The following is a 20,018-nucleotide window of genomic DNA, read 5'->3' on the forward strand; positions in this document are numbered from 1 at the left end:
ATAATATAATATAATATAATATAATAAGAAATATATCAATATTACAATAATCTAGCAACTAAAAGAGTAATATCATCAAATTGAGGAGTTTTATCTCTAAACGAAATTGTTTCATTAACTATATCATCAACTAATTCTTTAGCATTATCATAATCATTTTTAAGAATATTTTTGAGTCTTTCTTCACCGTATTCTTCTTCATCTTTATTGAAAGTTTCAGTAATACCATCAGTATATAAGATAATAGTATCTCCATTAGAATAAGAAATCTGCTTATTTTGATATGAAGCATTTTCAATAAAACCAAGAGGCTTGCCATGCGTATGCATTTCAAGTATGGAGTCTAAAGTGCTAATTTCATATTTTTTTAGTAAATACTGAGTTAAATGTCCGGCATTGGAATATGTAAGAGTTTTATTTTCGGTATCAATAACAATCAAAAAACAAGTAACAAACATACCATTATTAGAATCTTTATATATATGTTTATTAGATAATTCCAATATTTTTGAAGGATCGTCCATCTCAGAAAAATACACTCTAAGTATAGAACGAGTCATAGTCATAAAAAATCCAGCACCCAAACCTTTTCCTGATACATCGGCTATAACTAGAGCATATTTAGTATCGCTTATCTTTATATAGTCGTAGAAATCTCCGCCAACATTTTTACTAGGTATGCTCACAGCAGCAATATCAAATAATCCATTGCTTGGAAACTCTTTAGGAAGTACGCTTTTTTGAAGCTGCTCTGTAAAATTAATTTCTTCTGTAAGAGATTCTTTTATTTTAGACTCCTCAGACAAAAGTATATGCATATAATTTTCACCTATTTGCTGAGCAAGCATTTCTAATAGCGATAAATTACTTAAATTATATGCCTTATCAATATTTCTCTCAGTTGCTGAAAGAAAACCTATTATTTCATCTTTAGCCATTATCGGAGCTACCATAAAACTATTTCTAGTATATCTAAGATTTTTATTAGGTCTGAATCTTATATCTTTATCCACATTAAAAGAATAAACAGGTTTTCCTGTGCGAAGAACTTCTGAAAGTACATTATCATCTACAGTTACAACTCCGTATTTAAGAACATCTTCATCAATGCCAATTCCAGCCTTGAATTTGAAAACTCCATTCTCTTTTAATATAACAGATACCCTATGTGCTTCAAATGCCTCGCAAACTATACTTATATTATCATTAAGTATTTCTTCTATAGTTTCGCATTTATTAATAGATATAGACATTTGATACAAAGCACCAACCTCATAAGCTCTGGACTGTGCTCTGTCATATACCATTTTATTGACTAAAGCTAAAGATACAAGATTGGCAAATAATGACATTACAACGGTATCTTTCTCTATAAACTTACCATTCTTTTTATTGATTAAAAATAAAGAACCTATATTTTTCTTTCTTACTTTAAGAGGTACAAATAATATATTTTTAAGATCTTCTCCCAATACTTCTTTCATAGGTATAAAAGCAGAATCTTCCTGAGGATCATTAGAATATAATGAACATGATGTGGTATATGCCCTAACAGACAAAGGTTTCTCACTATCTATTATATTTCCAAAAAATTTGCTTCCAAGAGGTCCTATGGACATTTCATAATGCAAATTATATAATTCCTGATCTACTAAATATAATAGTATAGAATCTGTATACATTATAGTTTTGATTTCAGATATAATAGTAATTAAAGTTTCATCATGATCATTACTTGAATTCATTCTTTTAATAATTCCGGAAAATACTTCCAACTGTTTTTCCGGATCGTCAACTATATCATATATATCCACGAATTACCTCTAATATATTAGTTAGTACACACAATTTTATTATATCATAGAGTATTTTATAGTCAACATATATTTAATCTTTTTATACTCTTGAAGTTTTTCAGTTAATTGTTTATATTATATCAAAATTTTAATGCTTTTAATTCAAGGAAAACATGAAAAAAAATATATTAATAGAAGGTGTGAATATACCATCAAGATTCTTCCTAGCCCCTATGGCAGGATATACAGACTATGTATTTAGAAGATTATCAAGAAGATTCGGAGCAGGACTTTTAATAACAGAGCTAGTAAGTGCGGCTGCCTTAGCAAGACAGGTAAAAAAGACATACAGATATATGGAGCATAAAGAAGATGAATACCCTATATCGCTTCAGTTATTTGGAGCAAATGAAGATGATTATAAAAGAGCTATAGAAATAACAGATTTGAAAGGCTTTTCTTTTATAGATATAAATATGGGCTGCCCTACAAAAAAAGTAGTAAAAAATAATGGCGGAGCAGGACTTTTAGAAGATACTGATAAGATGATTTCAATATTAAATGCTGTAAAAAGCGTATCTCCTCTGCCTGTAAGCGTAAAAATAAGATTGGGGCTAAAAAGAGGTGAAGGCGGAGAAATAGAAAGAGCCTTAGCTATGAAAGAAAACGGAGCTTGCTTTCTAGCACTGCATGGAAGATATGCAAGCGATATGTACAGAGGAAGTGCTGATTGGGAGGCTATAGCAAAAGTTAAAGAGGCATTAGGTAAAGATTATATCTTAATAGGAAATGGAGATATAAAAAATAAAGAAGATGCCATAAAAGCATTCAATATCTCTAAAGTTGATGGAATAATGGTAGGACGCGGTGCTATTGGAAATCCTTGGATATTTGCAGAACTCAATACTATATTTGAAGATAATAATGAATACAAAACAAAAGAAGAAGATAAATTAAAAAATATAATAAAAGAGCATATAAACGGCTGCTGCGAACTCTATGGAGAAGTAAGCGGAATACATTTTATGCGTAAGTTTGTCATGAAATATCTAACAGGATACAAAATGGAAAACAAAATAGAACTTATGAAATGCGAAAGCAAAGAAGAGCTATTTAAAATATTAGATAAAATTATAATAGAATAATATTATAATAAATAAAAAAATAAGTTCCTGTTATAGCAGCAAGAACTTATTTTTATATTATTTATTTTGTTACTGTTCTATTAAAATATTTTTCTGCGTATCTTTATCAAATATATGAAGTTTATTTAAATCAAAATTCATAAATGCACGCTGATCTCTTTCATAATCATCACTTGTATTGATTCTTATTGTAACTTGCAAATCTCCGAAATTCATATACAAATAACTTTCAGAACCTATCATCTCAATAACATCAATAATAGCTTGTATTAAATTTTGAGAATTGCTTTCTGATTTATCTTTGTATAAAGTGATATTTTCAGGTCTTATTCCAAGTACAACTTCTTTTCCATTATAAGAATCATCTATCTTGGAAATTCTTTCATTATTCAATTCAATTTCATATCTGTCAAAAGCAGCATACCATTTTCCATCTTTCTTAGAAAGTTTTGCATTTATAAAATTCATTTGAGGTGCCCCAATGAATCCGGCAACAAATAAATTTTTAGGGCTGTTATAAAGAGTCTTAGCATCATCAACCTGCATAATATCTCCGTCTTTCATAACAACAATTCTAGTACCCATAGTCATAGCTTCTACCTGGTCATGCGTAACATACACAAATGTAGTCTGAAGCTGTTTATGAAGTTTAATCAATTCTGTACGCATCTGAACTCTTAATTTAGCATCAAGGTTGGATAAAGGCTCATCTAATAAAAATACAGACGGATTTCTCACCATAGCTCTTCCCAAAGCAACTCTTTGACGCTGACCGCCGGATAATGCTTTAGGTTTCCTGTCAAGTAAATGTGCTATATCAAGAACTTTAGCTGCCCATTCAACTCTTTTTTTAATTTCATCTTTAGGTGTTTTTCTAAGTTCTAAACCAAAAGCCATATTTTTAAATACAGACATATGCGGATATAAAGCATAATTCTGAAATACCATTGCTATATCCCTGTCTTTTGGTGCTACATCATTAACTAATCTATCCCCTATATACAATTTACCATCTGTTATCTCCTCAAGACCTGCTATCATACGAAGCGTTGTGGACTTTCCGCATCCGGATGGTCCGACAAGAATCACAAATTCTTTATCAGCTATATCCAAACTAAAATCTTTAACAACTTCTACATTATTATCATATACTTTTCTTATATGTTCAAATTTGATACTAGACATAATTTCACTTCCTTTTTATTTGTTATTAAACTATAGAATTATTTTAAATTTTAACCATTCTAAAATCTAAATTCTCAGGTGCTTCAGTATCCTTTCTTACTTTTTTAATAAGCTCATTATTAAATTCGATACCCTCTCTCTCCGATTTTAATTTTGCAATATATTCAAAATAAACATCCAATATATAATTTTCACCTTCTCTTATTGTTATCTGCTCCATACTAAATATCTTTTCAAGTTTTTCATACTGTTCTAAAGCAAGATAAGAACGTGCCGCATATACAGCAGTTTTCTCACAATATCCGTATTTTTCATATAATTGAATTATTTTGTTATATTTTTTCAATAAATCTAATAAATAAAAATATTCAACTATAAAAGCCTCATCTGCTTCTTTATTTCCAAATATATTAATGGATTTCTCCATATAATATAATGATTTTTCGTAATCTTTTTTATCTTTATAATATACAGATATGTTTCTATATGCTATAGCAGTAGGTTTTATATCTATAGACTTCAACCATAATTCTAAAGCTTTATCCTCCATAAAGTTTTCATAATAAATAATACCTAAATGAATAAGTACAGCAGCATTCTTATTCTCACATGATTCCAATAAATCTTTAAAATCCAACATATATGAAATAGGAGTATCTTCACTATCTAATTCATCTAAATATCCATTTTCCAAAAGATTAAGCCATAGCATACAATCTTCTTTTATTGAATCTTTAGGAAATTTTAAAGATTTAGGAGATTTATTTAAATTATACTTTTCTCTCCTCATATCTTCTAATGCTCCCCAACCTTTTCCATAAGCTAATATATTACTTATTGGCAAATCAGATTCTTCTGAATATTTTTTAATAAGATTATTCAAATGATTTTCATTCATATTTCTATTAACTATAGATTCAACTTTTTCTCTAGCTTTAGAATAATCTTCAGCAAATATGATATCATAATCATCTTTTAAATAATCAAAACTAAATGCCTGAACAAATTCTATTGTGCTATCAGCATCCATATCAAAGCCATTAACCTGAGTAGGCATTATCCCTGCCTGAAGCTCAATATATTCCCCTTCACTTCCTCTTGATAAAAATCTCTCCCATTTTCTTCCGCCTCTAAGATTACCCCAGCAGAACATTTTTCTATATCTTAATTTATTAGTAGATCTTTCAAAAAATACAAATCCGTCATTATAAACAGCAGCCTCCCAAGGACTTATAGTTTTTTTATCAGTTTGAAAAAAATATTCACTTGAATATTCAAAGTTTAAAGGATAACTGCCGTCTTTTACAAAAGGAGTTGTAGGAAGTTTAGAAGCCCCAAATTTTTTAATAGAATTTTCTGTAGAGCCAACACTATCAGGATAAATATAGACTATATCATCTGTTGAAGAAAATACTCTGATATTCTTTTCTTCTTTTACCGCTATATTAGTCCACCAATACATAGGTTTTTTATAATTATCATCATTAATTATTTTAACATAAACATATAAATTTTTATCACAATCAACAAGTCTGAAATCCATTTGATAATATATTCTTTTAGTTCTTTCAAATTCATAAACTCTAAGAAATTCTTTATCATCTTTATCCTTAACTACTGCAAAAAATAAAGGCTCGCAAGTTTGTAAAGAATGCCCAAATTGAGAAACATTCCATTCTATTCCTCCGGAAAACCATGCATTCCTAGTAGCTAAATTTGCAGTCTGAAAAACAGGATTTTTAAATAGAATATCTTTTCCTGTTTCTTTATCCTCCATAGAATATAATCTTGCACCATATCCGCATAAAAATACGGCTTTAATTTTATCATTTTCTATTACAACAGTATCTAATTTTATATTAGTTTTATTTCTATCGTATCTATCCTGAAGTTTATAAGGAAGCAATCTAAGCCCTATTTCATAACCAATATTTTCCATACTCTCTTCGGTTAAAGTTCCATCGCTAATAATATGCTTATCTTTTTGTCTATCTCTGAATATAGGAAGCGGATTCTCTCCTTTTAATAAACTGCCCTCAATATCTAAATAAGAAGAATATATTTGCATTAAAATATCCTTTTATATATATTAACCTTTTATTGCTCCGCCTGTAACATTAGCTATGATTTTTTCAGAAAGTATTATATATAATATAAATGTAGGTAAAAATACTATAACAACGGCAGCAAACATACCAGCCCAATCCCCTGTATACCTCATAGACTGAATCATAGAGAATAAACCAACAGCAAGAGGTCTCATATTACTGCTATTAGCAAATATTAATGCCATAAAATACTCATTCCAAACGGTAATAAAATTAAATATTGTAACTGTTATTATTCCGGGCTGAGCTAAAGGAAGCATTATTATCCAAAAAGTTTTCATAGGACTGCATCCGTCTATAGCAGCAGCTTCTTCAAATGTGAAAGATAAACTCTTAAAAAATGTTATAAGAAAGAATACTGTAAATGGTATATTAATTCCTATATACAGAAATATCAATACCAATCTTGAGTTAGTCATTTTAAGAGATGTAACTATACCAAAAAGAGGCATAATAATCATAATAGCAGGTATTCCTAAAGCTGTTACAAATATTTTTTGTATAGTACTGTTAAATCTAAATGGAAATCTAGCTAATATATAAGCGGCAGGTGCTGATACAACTATTATACCGACACATGAAATTATAGTATAAATAAGAGAATTCAAAAAATATTTGGCTACATTATGAGTAACTAAGGCTTTAACATAATTTTCCGGGTGAAGTCCGTCTTTAAATAAAGTATTTTGGAATATATTAGGAGTAGTAGAAAAAGAAGCTAATATTATCCAGCCTATAACTAAAAATGTAAAAGCACACCAAAGAGATACTAATAAATATCCGGGCAGCAATCTAATTTGTTTATGTTTATCTTTCATAAAATAAATCCTTCAAAATTAAAACTCTAATTTCTTATCTTTAAATACTATATTGGTAACAGCAAAAGATATAACAATAATTAAAGTAAGTACAACTCCTACAGCAGCACCATTTCCTACATTTCTATCTATAATTACATTATTATTTGCCCCAAACACCTCTTGATACATATAAACCATAGGAGTAACAGTACCAGGCTCAGGAATTAAAGGCGAGAATAATTGAGACCATACAAAGAAACCAACTGCATTAATAGTCCATAAAACAACATTAGTTCTGATAACATCAGAAAGAAGAGGCAAAGTTATTTGGAAAAATTGCTGAAATGCATTTGCTCCGTCTATAGTAGCAGCCTCATAAAAATCTGAAGGAATTCTTTCTATACCAGCCATAAATATAAGCATAAAGTAACCAACCATACCAAAAGAATAAGCTATAACCAAAGCCATAAAAACATTATCTGGGGAAGTCCATTGAAATTCAGCCAATTTTTCTATATGTAAAAAGCTGAATATATTTCTTAAAAGTCCGTATCTTGAATTATAAACATAGTGTATCCACATAGTGGCCATAGCAACTGCAGATACAACATTAGGCAAATATATAATAGACCTATAAAATGATTTAAATTTTACTCCTGAAGTAAGAATTACAGCAAAAAGAATTGCAAAGAAAAATATAATAATACCGCCTATAAGCCATATAAAAAATACATTTTTTAAAGACTGCATAAATACTTGACTATTCAATAGGTTGCCGTAATTTCCTAAACCAACAAACTCCCATTCTGAAATTTTTGCAGATATAGAATCCATCTTAAAAAAACTCATTATAACAGTTTTTATAGTAGGATAAAAAAAGATTAACAGATAAAGTAAAACTGCTGGAGCTAAAAACAGTATTATCATTGGTAATCTACTTTTTTTTAACATACTACACTCCTAAAAACTTTAAACATTATGATGCACTTCTAAACAGAAAATATTTAGAAGCACATCATATATAATACAAATTGAAATATTATTTTTTTACCTCTTCTATAAATTGTTCAGCGGTATTTTTACCTGTAAGAACGCCTGTAAATGCTGCTGTTATAACCGGAGTTTTATCAGGATTAAATTCTATACCGCCAGCCCAAGGGTAGCAAGAACCTAATTTAGCGAATACTTCTTTAGCATCTGTTAATTGTTTAGGCCAATCTGTAGTATTAGCCATAGGAACACCGTAAGTTTTCTCTGCTAATTGTTTATCCCATTCTCCTGTAGTAAGATGAACTATTAATTGGAATACTTCTTCAGGATATTGAGTATTCTTATTAACTTGGAAAGATTGTCCGCCGTAATTCAAATCATAAAGACCGGATACGCCATTAGGAACTGTAGGATAAGCGAACTGTCCCCAAGGGAAATCAGGACCTGTTGTAGGCATAATTTCATTTACTAACCAAGTACCATTCAAGTACATAGATACTTCTCCGTTTGCTATTTCCTGCTGACCTTGAGGATATTTATTACCAGCCACATTAGGAGATATATAACCTAATTTATACATTTCTTCCCAATCTTTAGCAGCTTGTAAAACTGCCGGATCATCCCATAATCCTTCCTGTACTAATTTTTTTACCCAATCAGATCCTTTATATCTTGCAATTTGATAACCAATTATTACATCAACATAAGCATCATCTACAGTTATAGGTATAAATCCTGCTGCTTTTAATTTACCGCAAGCATCTTTAAACTCTGCCCAAGTCTCAGGAACTTTTGTAATGCCTGCTTTAGCAAAATGATCTTTATTATACATAATTAAAAAAGTAAACGGCTGATATGGTACAGCATAAAGTTTGCCGTCATCTGTAAAAGTTCTTCCTAAATCTAAAAGTGATTTTATTACAACATCTTGATATGCTTTTCCATCTGTTGTGTCATAAGTTTTTGTAATATAATCATCTAAAGGCAATGCATATTTACCCCAAGTTCTTATAGTTCTTTCTAAATCTTCATCCCATATATCTATTGTTTGATTATTATCCAATGCTGGCTGTAAAGTTTTTCTAATTTCTCTTCCATTCCAGTTAACTTCAACAGTAATATCCGGATATTTTTTCATAAAATCTTCTATAGCAGCTTTGATAACTTGTCCTTGAGGCTCTACCTCATTCCACATTGACCAATATACTATTTTTTTCTTATTTGGATCATCTGCTTTACCGCAGGCAAATAAGATAAACAATAAAAATACACCAAAACCTAATAAAAATAACTTCTTCATTTTAGTCTCCTTAAATATATTAAAAACATAAAATGTTATATAATTTAGTAGTATAGTTAATATTTACCCATTGTCAAGTTTTTGTATTCTTATATTTTTATATTAACTAATTTTTATAATTATAGCATTGACAATAACATAATAAAGTTTAAACTATTATTATATATATATAAATATTAATTACGGAGGATTTATATGTTAAAAAAAGGTATAAATGTTTGGGCTTTCCCTGGAGGAACTTCTTATAAAGATATGTTCACGATTGCAAAAGATGCAGGTTTTGAAGGAATTGAATTAAGCCTTTGTGAAGAAGGACCTTTAGGTTTGAAAAGCTCAGAAAAAGATATATTAGAAATAAAAAAAATGGCTAATGATATGGGGCTTCAAATACATAGTTTTGCTTCTGATTTAGCTTGGGGAAATCCTCTTACTTCTGAAAATGAAAAAATTAGAGAAAATGGAGTAAATAATATAAAAAGACAAATAGAAGTAGCTTCTATACTTGGGGCTGATAGTATTCTTTTAGTGCCAGGTTATGTAGGAGTTGATTTTATACCAGACAGTGAAGTTATTTATTATGAAGATGCTTATAAAAGAGCCAAAGAATGCATTTCTAAAACTGTAGAAACTGCTGAAAAATTTAAAGTTGCTATAGGTATAGAAAATGTTTGGAATAAATTCTTAATTTCTGCTATGGAAATGAAAAACTTTATAGATGAATTCAAAAGCGATTATGTAGGTTCATATTTTGATGTAGGCAATGTAATTTATATGGGGTATCCTGAACAATGGATAAAAGTTCTTGGAAAAAGAATTAAAAAAGTACATTTCAAAGATTATAGAAGAGCGGTAGGTACTTTAGACGGATTTGTTGATTTACTTGCTGGAGATGTTAACTACCCTGATGTTGTTGCTGCTTTAAATGAAGTCGGATATGATAGTTTCTGTACTGCTGAAATGATTCCACCTTATAAATATTATCCGTATCAGATAATATACAATACTTCTGCTTCTATGGATGCTATTCTTGGAAGAAAGAAATTTCCTTGCTGATTGTTTTGATTATAAGAATTAGGAGAAGTTTATGGTAGCTATAATTGGCGGAGGATTTATAAGTAATATACATGCTCAATGTTATAAAAATCTAGGTGTAAATATAGAGGCTATTGCTGATATAAGCGAAGAAGTAAGAAATAATTTTGCCTCTAAATTTAATTGTAAAGCTTATGAATCTGCTGAAAAAATGCTTGAAGAAATATCTGAAAAAATAGAAATAGTAGATATATGTGCACCAACTTTTTTACATGAAGAAATGATTGAACTTGCATATAAATATAATAAACATATTATATGCGAAAAACCTCTATCCATTCATTTAGATAAAGTTGATGAAATAATATCTAAATTTAAAAATTCTGATAAATATTTGATGACAGCACAGGTAATAAGATTTTGGCCTGAATATGTCAAAATCAAGGAATGGATAGATAATGGAACATTAGGAAATATAAAATTAGTATCTGCCAAAAGATTAGCTCAGCATCCGAAAAGTAAATGGTTTTATGATCCTTCTAAAAGCGGAGGAGGAGTATTTGAGCTTCATATACATGATACAGATTTTTTATGCTATTTATTTGGAGATGTAAAAGAAGTATATGCTAACGGATCTCAAGATGAAAATAAATCTTGGGATTTTATAAACAGTTCTATAAAATTTAAGAATGGAGTGAGTGCCGTTTCACAAGGAGCTTTCGGAATTACTGAAAATTATCCATTCACTGCTAATTTTAAAGTAATAGGAGATAAGGGAACTGCTGAATTCAATCTTTCTGCTGGAGTTAATCTCGACAGCGGAAGTACAAACAGTTTAACACTCTATAGAAATGGACATGAACCTATTGTTGAAAATGTAGGAAATAGAGATGCTTATGAAATAGAATTAGAATATTTTATTAACTGCGTAAAAAATAAAACTTATCCTGATATTGTTAATCTTGATTCTATTAGAAAATCCATAGAAACGACTATAAATCTAATAAGATCTTTAGAAACGGGAAATGTTATAAAATATTGATAATTTATTTTAAGGAGTAAAAAATGGTAAAAGTGGCAATAGTAGGCGGCGGTTTTATGGGTACAACCCATGCCAAAGGATATAAAAATATTGGTGTAGAAATTGTTGCTATTGCGGATATAGATAAAAAAGCAAAAGAAGACTTTATGAAAACTTATAATTGTAAAGGATTCGATACTGCTCAAAGCATGATGGAAGCTATACATTCTGAAATAGATTTCCTAGATGTATGCATACCAACTTATCAGCATGAAGAAATGGTTTTACTTGCGGCAAAATATAATAAGCATGTACTAAGTGAAAAACCATTTGCTTTAACTTTAGAAGCTATAGACAATATGCTTGATGCTGTTCAAAAATCAAATAGTATATTTATGATAGGACAAGTACTGCATTTCTGGCCTGAATATGCTAAAATTAAAGAATGGGTTGATCAAGGCATATTCGGAGAAATTAAATTAGCTACTGCAGTAAGACTTGGACAGCACCCTGTAAGCGAATGGTATGGAGATCCTAAAAAAAGCGGAGGCGGTATATATGACTTGCATGTTCATGATATAGATTTTTTATGTTATTTATTTGGAGATGTTGAAGAAGTATACGCTACAGGAAAAAAAGCTAGAAAAGATTCTTGGAATTTTGTTGACAGTACATTGAGATTCAAAAATGGGGTAAATGCAACTGCTCAGGCGGCTTTTGGTATTACTGATAACTATCCTTTCTCTATGAATTTAAGAATAGTCGGTGAAAAAGCTACAGCTGAATTTTCATTCTCAGCTGGATTTAATTTAGAAGATATAGCTTCTGCTAGAAATTCTTTAATCTTATATAGAAACGGAGAACAACCGCATCAGGAACCTCCAAGCACAAGAGATCCTTATGAAATAGAAGTAGAATATTTTGCTAATTGCGTTAAAGAAGGCAAGCAGCCTGAAATTGTAAAACCTAAAGAAGTAAAAAAATCTATACAAGCTATTTTAGCTTTGATTAAATCATTAGAAACAGGTCAGGTAGTTAAAATATAATATTATCTGATTTTATAAATAAAGAGGGGCTTTATAACAAAGTCCCTCTTTTATTTTTTATTAAATTACAAATTTTTTAAATTCATTTGCAAGTTCATTAGCATTTGTACCGACAACTATATGAATCTCACTATCATTTATCTTTTCAACAGCCGGATAATATTTCTTTATACTTTCAATATCAACTTTATTAATATCTTTTATTTCTAGTCTTAATCTAGTAGCACAATTACTTACTTTAGTTATATTTTCTATTCCACCTACTAATGGAAGAAGCAATGCTGTTTTTACACTTTGACTTTCTAATAACTTTTCTAAATCATCAGCAAGCTCACTTACGGAAGTTCCAACTATTATATGCAATTCTGTATCACTTATCTTTTGCACCGCAGGATAATATTTCTTTATACTTTCAGCATCAGCTTTATTAACATCTTTTAAAGTAAGCCTTAATCTAGTAGCACAATTATTAACTTTTACTATATTTTCTACCCCTCCAAGTAAAGGAATAAGATTTAAAGCATCATTAGCATAAGTTATATTTTTATTATTAGTTTCATAAGAAGCAATCAGCTTTTCTAAATCATCAGCAAGCTCGCTTACAGAAGTTCCAACTATTATATGCACTTCTTTATCGCTTATCTTCTGTACGGCTGGATAATATTTTTTTATCTCTTCTGCATTTACTTTATCAGCATCTTTAACCTCGAGTCTCAATCTAGTAGCACAATTATTAACCTTTACTATATTTTCTCTGCCTCCAAGTAAAGGAAGAAGAGTCATAGCCATATTAGAAGGATCATCATCGAAATCTAATATTCGCTCTAAAGATTCAGCAAGTTTGCTTGCATTTGTACCAACTATTATATGCACTTCTTTATCGCTTATCTTTTGTACGGCTGGATAATATTTTTTTATCTCTTCAGTATTTACCTTATCAGCATCTTTCACCTCAAGTCTTAATCTAGTGGCACAGTTATTTACTTTTACTATATTTGCTCTTCCGCCTAGTAAATTCATAGGAAGTATAAACTTTATATCTTTTTTATTTGACTGCATTATTAAACCTCTATATTATGATATATAATACTAACATAATATTTATTTTATTTCTAGTAATAAAAAAGGCCTGCAATAATAAATAATGCAAGCCTAATTACAATCAATAAATTAAATTATTTATTAACTAATTTTTTAAACTCATCTGCTAAGAATTGAACATCGGTACCTACTATCACCTGTACAGAAGTTTTTCCCGGTTTTAATACTCCAGGGAAAGATTTCTTAATTTCAGCATCTTTTATTATACTATTATCTTTTACTTCTAATCTCAATCTAGTAGCACAGTTATCAACATTAACTATATTCTCAACACCGCCTAATAAAGGAAGCAAAAGAATAGCCTTATCGGCATAAGATTTATTAGAAACACTTGAAACAGCACTTTCATTGGAATCATCATCCTCTCTGCCAGGAGTTTTTAAATCAAATTTTCTAATAGCAAAATCGAATATAACAAAATATAATACAAAGAATACTAAACCTTGTACCACCAACATATACCAATTAACAGCTAATGGATTTCTAGTAGAAAGAACTAAATCGATAAAACCAGCAGAAAATCCGAAACCAGCCATCCATTTCATACTAGCAGCAATAATTAATGATATACAAGTTAATGCTGCATGTACTAAATATAAAGCAGGAGCAACAAACATAAATGAGAATTCTATAGGTTCTGTAACGCCTGTAAAGAAGCTTGCAAAAGCAGCAGCCAACATTATAGATCTGATATTAGCTCTATTCTCAGGCTTAGCATTTTTAATGAATGCCAAACAAGCACCTACTAATCCGAACATCATAATAGGGAAAAATCCTGCCTGATACATACCTGTTTGTCCGATAATAGCTTTTCCTGCATCTATAGAAGCCTGACCGCCTAAGAAATTAGGTATATCATTGATACCGGCAACATCAAACCAGAATACTGAGTTAAGAGCATGGTGCAAACCAACAGGTATTAATAATCTATTGAAGAAACCATAAATACCTGCACCTATAGGACCAAGACCTATTATAGCTTCTCCAAATCCTACTAAAGCTCCGTAAACAACAGGCCAAATAAGCATTAAAATAAAAGAAACAACCATCATAACTACAGAAGTTACTATAGGTACAAATCTTCTTCCGCTGAAGAATGCCAAAAATTTAGGAAGTTCTACATTCCAGAATTTATTATATAAAGCACCCGCAATAACTCCGCAAAGTATACCTATAAATTGGTTATTAATTTTAGCAAAACCAGGAGCTACATCAGCAACATCTTTACTTTGAATCATAGCTACTGTTGCAGGAGCTAAAAGAGTTGTAACAACGAGGAAAGCAACCAAACCAGCTAGAGCAGCAGCACCATTTCTATCATTAGACATACCGAACGCAACACCAATAGCAAAAAGTATAGGCATATTGTCTATAATAGATCCACCTGCTTTAATAAAAAATGCCGCAACAGGACTTTGAGCACCCCATCCATTTGGGTCAATCCAATAACCTATTCCTAAAAGAATAGCTGCAGCTGGTAATACAGCAACCGGAACCATTAGAGACTTACCTATTCTTTGTAGATAATTAAACATATATCCTCCATAAAAATTAAAAAATTTTTTTACATATATTACATAGTATAATAATTATTTATAAAATTATCAAGTACAATACAGTTTATTCATTAGACTTGTTTCAAAACACTTGAGAAGATTATATATGAAAATTATTTAATTTTAAAACTATAAATATAATGTTTTACATGTTGCATAAATCATTATTTTAGTATATAAATATGCAGTCTTTCGCTGCTGGGTACTATAGATGTGCCACATATACTGACATATGCTATGAGTACGTTTCGAGATTCTGGTTGTTCCTGCACAATACCACAGGCACCTCCTATGGCAGCAAAATAAGTGAGTGTTACTAAGTACGAGACTGTCTGTTTCGCATGGATAGTACGCACAATTATAATACCAAAAACATTGCAATATTTTTTATTATAAAGTTATTTACTTTATAATCATTTGTGTTAGAATTATGGAGTAAAGTTATTTAGCGGAGGTATTTATATATGGGATTATTCTCTAAAAAAATCGAAATAAAAAGTCCGATAAAAGGTAAATTAGTAGATGTTACAGAAGTAAAAGATGAAGCTTTTTCTACAAAGGCACTTGGAGATGGAATGGCTATCATACCATATGAAGGAAAAGTATACTCACCCGTTGACGGCGAAGTTATAACAATGGTTGATAGTAATCATGCTATAGGATTATCTTCAAAGGGAGTAGAAATACTTATACACATTGGAATGGATACTGTAAAATTAGGCGGCAAACATTTTAAAGCACATGTAAAAGAAGGAGATAAAGTTAAAGTTGGTACTTTGCTTATAGAATTTGATAAAGAAGAAGTAGAAAAAGAATATGATATTACTTCTCCTGTTATAATACCGAATTTCTCTGAATTAAAATCATTGACTAAAACAGAACCTAGAAATGTTTTAGAAGGTGATGTCATAATGACTGCTGTTAGATAAAAACAATAAATAATATATATTTAATTATTAAAAGAGGGGTAATAAAAAGCTCCTCTTTTTTATTCTTTATTATCTTTTACATCTTCTTTTAATTTTCTATAGAGAGTAGCTCTTTCAATTCCAAGTATTTTCGCAACTTGAGCCTTATTGAAATTATTATTGCTAAGTAAATGATTAATATACATTCTTTCAAGTTCATCTAATGTAACATCATTTTCAACCACAAAATTACTGCTGCTATTTTTCAAAGCCCAATCTGGTATATTGCTCTCATCAATTTTTCCGTCTTTACACATAACAACCATAGTTTCTATTGTGTTTCTAAGTTCTCTTACATTTCCTTCCCATTGTAATGAAGATAATATTTTATAAACTTTTTTATCAACTGATTTTATTTCTATAGAATGAACCTTTGAGAACTCTTTTATAAAATTATCTATCAAAAGCGGTATATCTTCCCTTCTCTCTCTAAGAGGAGGCATTTCTATTTTTATAACATTAAGTCTGTAATATAAATCCTCTCTAAACTTACCCTCTTTTATCTCCTCTGATAATTTTTTATTCGTAGCAGCAATTACTCTGATATCAACTTCAATAGGAGTATTAGAACCTACCCTTTCTATAACTCTTTCCTCTAATACCCTCAATAATTTAACTTGTACAATCTGATTAATCTCACCTATTTCATCTAAAAATATAGTACCTTTATTAGCAGCTTCAAATCTTCCGATTTTTCTATCAATAGCCCCTGTAAAAGAACCCTTTTCATGCCCAAATAATTCGCTTTCCAAAACCCCCTCTGAAAGTGCCGCACAGTTTACGGTTATATAAGGCTGTTTAGCTCTGTCTGATATTTTATGAATTGCATTAGCAACTAATTCCTTACCTGTTCCGCTCTCGCCTTCTATCAATACAGTAGCTTTAGTTCTTGCTACCTGTTTTATTGCCTCATAAACTTTTAATATCTTAGGACTATGCCCTATCATACCGTAAAAACTTTCATGATAATCCAATCTGCTTTCAAGAGTTTCATTAGTTTTCTTGATATTTTTACTTTCTAAAGCCCTAGCTATGATAAGAAGCATTTTATCAAGATTAAAAGGCTTTGTCATAAAATCATAAGCACCAAGCCTCATCATCTCAACTGCCGTTTCAACATTTCCATGCCCCGTTAATACTATAACAGGTATATGCTTATCAAAATCTAAAATATCTTTTAAAAATTCTTCTCCTGTTTTTTCAGGCATTTTTAAATCAGTTATAACTAAATCTATACCGCCCTTATAAACAATTTCTATACCTTTCTCACCGTTTTCAGCCGTTACAACTTCATAGCCTTCAAATTCTAATGATTTTTTAATACCATCTCTTATATTTTTCTCATCATCTATTACTAATATCTTAGGCATAATTTATAAATCCGTTTTTAAAAATTTTTGATTTTCCTGCTGTAAAGGCAGCTTTATAATGAACTCGCTTCCCTTTCCATATTCACTTTCTATAGTTACATTTCCATTATGAGCTTCTATTATGCGAACTACATTTGTAAGTCCGAGTCCTGTACCATGTCTTTTAGTAGTGAAATAAGGCTCGAATATTTTTCCAAGATTCTCTTCTTTTATTCCAATACCTGTGTCTTTTATACTTATAACCGCATAATTATCAATAGTCTTTAGCTTTATAAAAATCTCTTTCTTTTTATCATCAGAATTATCGCTCATAGCATCTATTGCATTTTGTATTATGTTAATTAAAGACTGCTTTATATACTTCTCATCTAATTTTAATATCAAGTTATCCTTATCAAATTTTATATCAATACTAACATTATTTTTTTCTATTTCATACTTCAAAAATGCAACTGTAGATAAAATAACCTCATTAATATTCACATCCTCAATATTAAGCTCCAATTTTCGTACAGAAAATAGAAATGAATTAATAGTCTCTTCAAGTCTGCCTATCTCTTCTTTTATAATATCAGAATACTCTTTGAAATCCTTATAGCATTGGCATTCATTATCCATATTCTTTTTTATTATCTTATCTATAAGCTGTACATATATAGAAATAGAACCAAGAGGATTTTTTATTTCATGGGCAACTCCTGCTGCAAGTGTTGTAAGAGAAGCTAATTGTTCTGCTCTTTTAAGTTTCTGCGTACTCTCATAAGTTTTAGTTATATCCGATGCTTTTATAAGAGTACCTATAATTCTTCCGCTGTCTCCTATAGGAAGTATATCAATTTGAAGTATTCTTTCATTATCATTGTCTTTTAATAATTTAGTTTCGCTGTCCTTATTATTAATAAGCTCAAATATAGTTTTTAATATATCATTAGAATTAATATATTTTGAAAGAAGTTTACCTTCAGCATTTCTAGGTATTGAAAACAAAAAGCATGCTTTTTTATTAATTCCCTGTATAATAAATCTATTATCTATTGCTATTATCCCCTCTTCAAGATTCTCGATAATAATATTCTGGGAATACAAAAGAGTAGATAATCTTTGAATAACATTCTTTTTTTCATTATCAGAAACTTTATCGAAATTCTGCAAAATTTTATCAACAAATTGATTAGTTCTATTCATTTTATAGAGTATATTAAAAATAAAAAAAACTTCAATACTATAAATAAAAATTATGAAGCAAATGACAGTTCTCTAATCAAAGCACTAGGTGCATATATAGATGAATGATGATAATCCGTATCATTGGCAAGCATCTCTACATTGCTCAAAAGCTCTAATATATTGCCTGAAACAATGAAAGGACTTGCTGTATAAGATAATTTACCATTTTCTATTTTTATGCCTTCTGCCTGCAAAGAAAAATCTCCGCTTATAGCATTAACTCCTGCATGAGTTCCTGTTAAAGAATTAACTAATACTCCATTTTGTATTTGGGCAATAAGATCTTCCTGACTATTATTGCTATTCTCCAAAATAAAATTATGACATGATATTCCTATTGAAGTTTTAAATCCTCTTGAAGCATGCGAAGTTGTTTTTACTCCGTCTTTCTTAGCGGTATAATTATTGTATAAATAACTATTTAAAACCCCGTTAGTTATGATATTTAAATCCTTAGTTTTAGAGCCTTCCCCATCAAAATTTGTATTTGCCAAACCTCTCTCATACAAAGGAATATCTTTAATATTTATAATATCGCTTGCTATTTTTTTATCCAATTTACCTTCAAGTAAAGAAAGTTTCTTCTGTATTGCTTCAGATGAAAATAATCCTAAATAAGAACCTATAATTGTTATCATAGCTTTACTTGTAAATACAGTTTTATATTTTCCGCTTTCTATAGTTCTTGCACTAAGTTTATTTACTACATTATCAACTATATTTTTTGCGAAAGTATCAGCATCAAATAAAGCATCTTTTGAATAATAAACATCAAAAAAAGTTTTAGTAGCATTAGAATCTTTTGCTATTACTTCGCCGTAGTATGCTATACTATTTTTTTTCTCTGCTTTGCATATACCATTGCTATTTATTATACACTTTATAAAATCATATCTCTCTAAACCAGCAGAAGGTACATTAACTATTCTTTTATCAAGCGAATATAATTTATCCTCTATAGACAAAGATATTTTTTTTAATTCATCATTGGACAAATTAACAATATCATTATTCATCATATCATAGTATTTCTCTTCATCTTTTTCTATTAAAACATTATATTCAGGCTCTGATGCCGCATAAGAAAGAGATGTTTTAGCATTATTAACTAGATTTTCTATATTGCTGCTGTTTATATCTGAATCAATCTTCTCAGTAAAACTTATTCCAACCTTTCCATTTTTTATAAGCCTTAAACCTATACCTCCTGTTTCAGCAAAAGTATATTTATCTAAATCCCTTTCTCTAACCCCGAAACTTTCTTCTCCGTTTTGAGATATATACACTTCTATTTCATCTATATCTTTAGCTTTAGATTTGATGCTATTATAAATTTCTTTGCCTCTGTTTACAAAACTGTTTAAATCCGCCAT

The 20,018-nt window shown here is 29.7% G+C and carries 16 protein-coding genes; 5 read left to right on the forward strand and 11 right to left on the reverse strand.

The annotated features are described in order from the left end of the window. Positions 1-41: 41 nt before the first annotated feature. Positions 42-1,814, reverse strand: a complete 1,773-nt coding sequence (locus tag A966_RS11275; RefSeq protein WP_008725683.1) for a GAF domain-containing SpoIIE family protein phosphatase — start codon at positions 1,812-1,814, stop codon at positions 42-44. Positions 1,815-1,969: 155 nt separating this feature from the next. Between A966_RS11275 and A966_RS11280 the strand changes: the two genes are divergently transcribed. Further along, positions 1,970-2,941 (forward strand): tRNA dihydrouridine synthase, encoded by a 972-nt coding sequence (locus A966_RS11280; RefSeq protein WP_008725685.1) that lies wholly within the window; start codon positions 1,970-1,972, stop codon positions 2,939-2,941. A gap of 69 nt (positions 2,942-3,010) precedes the next feature. Here A966_RS11280 and A966_RS11285 read toward each other — a convergent pair whose 3' ends face one another. The 5 genes from A966_RS11285 to A966_RS11305 form a co-directional block, all read right to left on the reverse strand. Continuing rightward, a complete protein-coding gene (locus A966_RS11285) occupies positions 3,011-4,126 on the reverse strand; it encodes an ABC transporter ATP-binding protein (protein ID WP_008725687.1) in 1,116 nt (371 codons plus the stop codon). Positions 4,127-4,169: 43 nt separating this feature from the next. Continuing rightward, complete coding sequence (locus tag A966_RS11290) at positions 4,170-6,194, reverse strand: DUF5107 domain-containing protein (RefSeq protein ID WP_008725689.1); 2,025 nt, start codon at positions 6,192-6,194, stop codon at positions 4,170-4,172. A gap of 21 nt (positions 6,195-6,215) precedes the next feature. Continuing rightward, on the reverse strand, positions 6,216-7,052 hold the full coding sequence (locus A966_RS11295) for a carbohydrate ABC transporter permease (protein WP_008725692.1): 837 nt from the start codon (positions 7,050-7,052) through the stop codon (positions 6,216-6,218). Between the two features lie 18 nt (positions 7,053-7,070). After that, the gene (locus A966_RS11300) at positions 7,071-7,985 is read right to left on the reverse strand and encodes a carbohydrate ABC transporter permease (RefSeq protein ID WP_008725694.1); all 915 of its coding nucleotides are present in this window, start codon (positions 7,983-7,985) and stop codon (positions 7,071-7,073) included. Positions 7,986-8,073: 88 nt separating this feature from the next. Next, complete coding sequence (locus A966_RS11305; RefSeq protein WP_008725696.1) at positions 8,074-9,324, reverse strand: ABC transporter substrate-binding protein; 1,251 nt, start codon at positions 9,322-9,324, stop codon at positions 8,074-8,076. A 195-nt stretch (positions 9,325-9,519) separates the two neighbouring features. On the opposite strand from A966_RS11305, the gene A966_RS11310 reads away from it, so the two are divergent. Genes A966_RS11310 through A966_RS11320 form a run of 3 tightly spaced genes read left to right on the forward strand, consistent with a single transcriptional unit; the run spans position 9,520 to position 12,423 of the window. Then, positions 9,520-10,377, forward strand: coding sequence for a sugar phosphate isomerase/epimerase family protein (locus A966_RS11310; RefSeq protein ID WP_008725698.1), 858 nt, complete (start codon positions 9,520-9,522; stop codon positions 10,375-10,377). Between the two features lie 31 nt (positions 10,378-10,408). Continuing rightward, positions 10,409-11,398, forward strand: coding sequence for a Gfo/Idh/MocA family protein (locus A966_RS11315; RefSeq protein ID WP_008725700.1), 990 nt, complete (start codon positions 10,409-10,411; stop codon positions 11,396-11,398). 23 nt (positions 11,399-11,421) lie between these two features. Beyond that, positions 11,422-12,423: a Gfo/Idh/MocA family protein gene (locus tag A966_RS11320; protein WP_008725702.1), complete on the forward strand. Its 1,002-nt coding sequence runs from the start codon at positions 11,422-11,424 to the stop codon at positions 12,421-12,423. A gap of 60 nt (positions 12,424-12,483) precedes the next feature. Here the strand turns inward: A966_RS11320 and A966_RS11325 are convergent, their stop codons facing one another. Together A966_RS11325 and nagE are read right to left on the reverse strand one after the other, a co-directional pair. Further along, the gene (locus A966_RS11325) at positions 12,484-13,482 is read right to left on the reverse strand and encodes a PTS transporter subunit EIIB (protein ID WP_008725705.1); all 999 of its coding nucleotides are present in this window, start codon (positions 13,480-13,482) and stop codon (positions 12,484-12,486) included. A gap of 116 nt (positions 13,483-13,598) precedes the next feature. Then, positions 13,599-15,059, reverse strand: coding sequence for an N-acetylglucosamine-specific PTS transporter subunit IIBC (nagE, locus tag A966_RS11330; protein ID WP_039955653.1), 1,461 nt, complete (start codon positions 15,057-15,059; stop codon positions 13,599-13,601). A 485-nt stretch (positions 15,060-15,544) separates the two neighbouring features. Here nagE and A966_RS11335 point away from each other — a divergent pair, with 485 nt between their 5' ends. Then, positions 15,545-16,009: a PTS sugar transporter subunit IIA gene (locus tag A966_RS11335; RefSeq protein WP_008725710.1), complete on the forward strand. Its 465-nt coding sequence runs from the start codon at positions 15,545-15,547 to the stop codon at positions 16,007-16,009. A gap of 59 nt (positions 16,010-16,068) precedes the next feature. On the opposite strand, the gene A966_RS11340 is transcribed toward A966_RS11335, so the two are convergent. The 3 genes from A966_RS11340 to A966_RS11350 are packed head-to-tail and all read right to left on the reverse strand — an operon-like array spanning position 16,069 to position 20,018. Continuing rightward, on the reverse strand, positions 16,069-17,418 hold the full coding sequence (locus A966_RS11340; RefSeq protein ID WP_008725712.1) for a sigma-54-dependent transcriptional regulator: 1,350 nt from the start codon (positions 17,416-17,418) through the stop codon (positions 16,069-16,071). 3 nt (positions 17,419-17,421) lie between these two features. Then, entirely contained in the window at positions 17,422-18,603 is a 1,182-nt protein-coding gene (locus A966_RS11345; RefSeq protein WP_008725714.1) for a two-component system sensor histidine kinase NtrB, read from the reverse strand. A gap of 50 nt (positions 18,604-18,653) precedes the next feature. Further along, entirely contained in the window at positions 18,654-20,018 is a 1,365-nt protein-coding gene (locus A966_RS11350; RefSeq protein WP_008725716.1) for a TldD/PmbA family protein, read from the reverse strand.

The sequence above is a fragment of the Brachyspira hampsonii 30446 genome, assembly GCF_000316195.1.
Taxonomy (GTDB): domain Bacteria; phylum Spirochaetota; class Brachyspiria; order Brachyspirales; family Brachyspiraceae; genus Brachyspira; species Brachyspira hampsonii_C.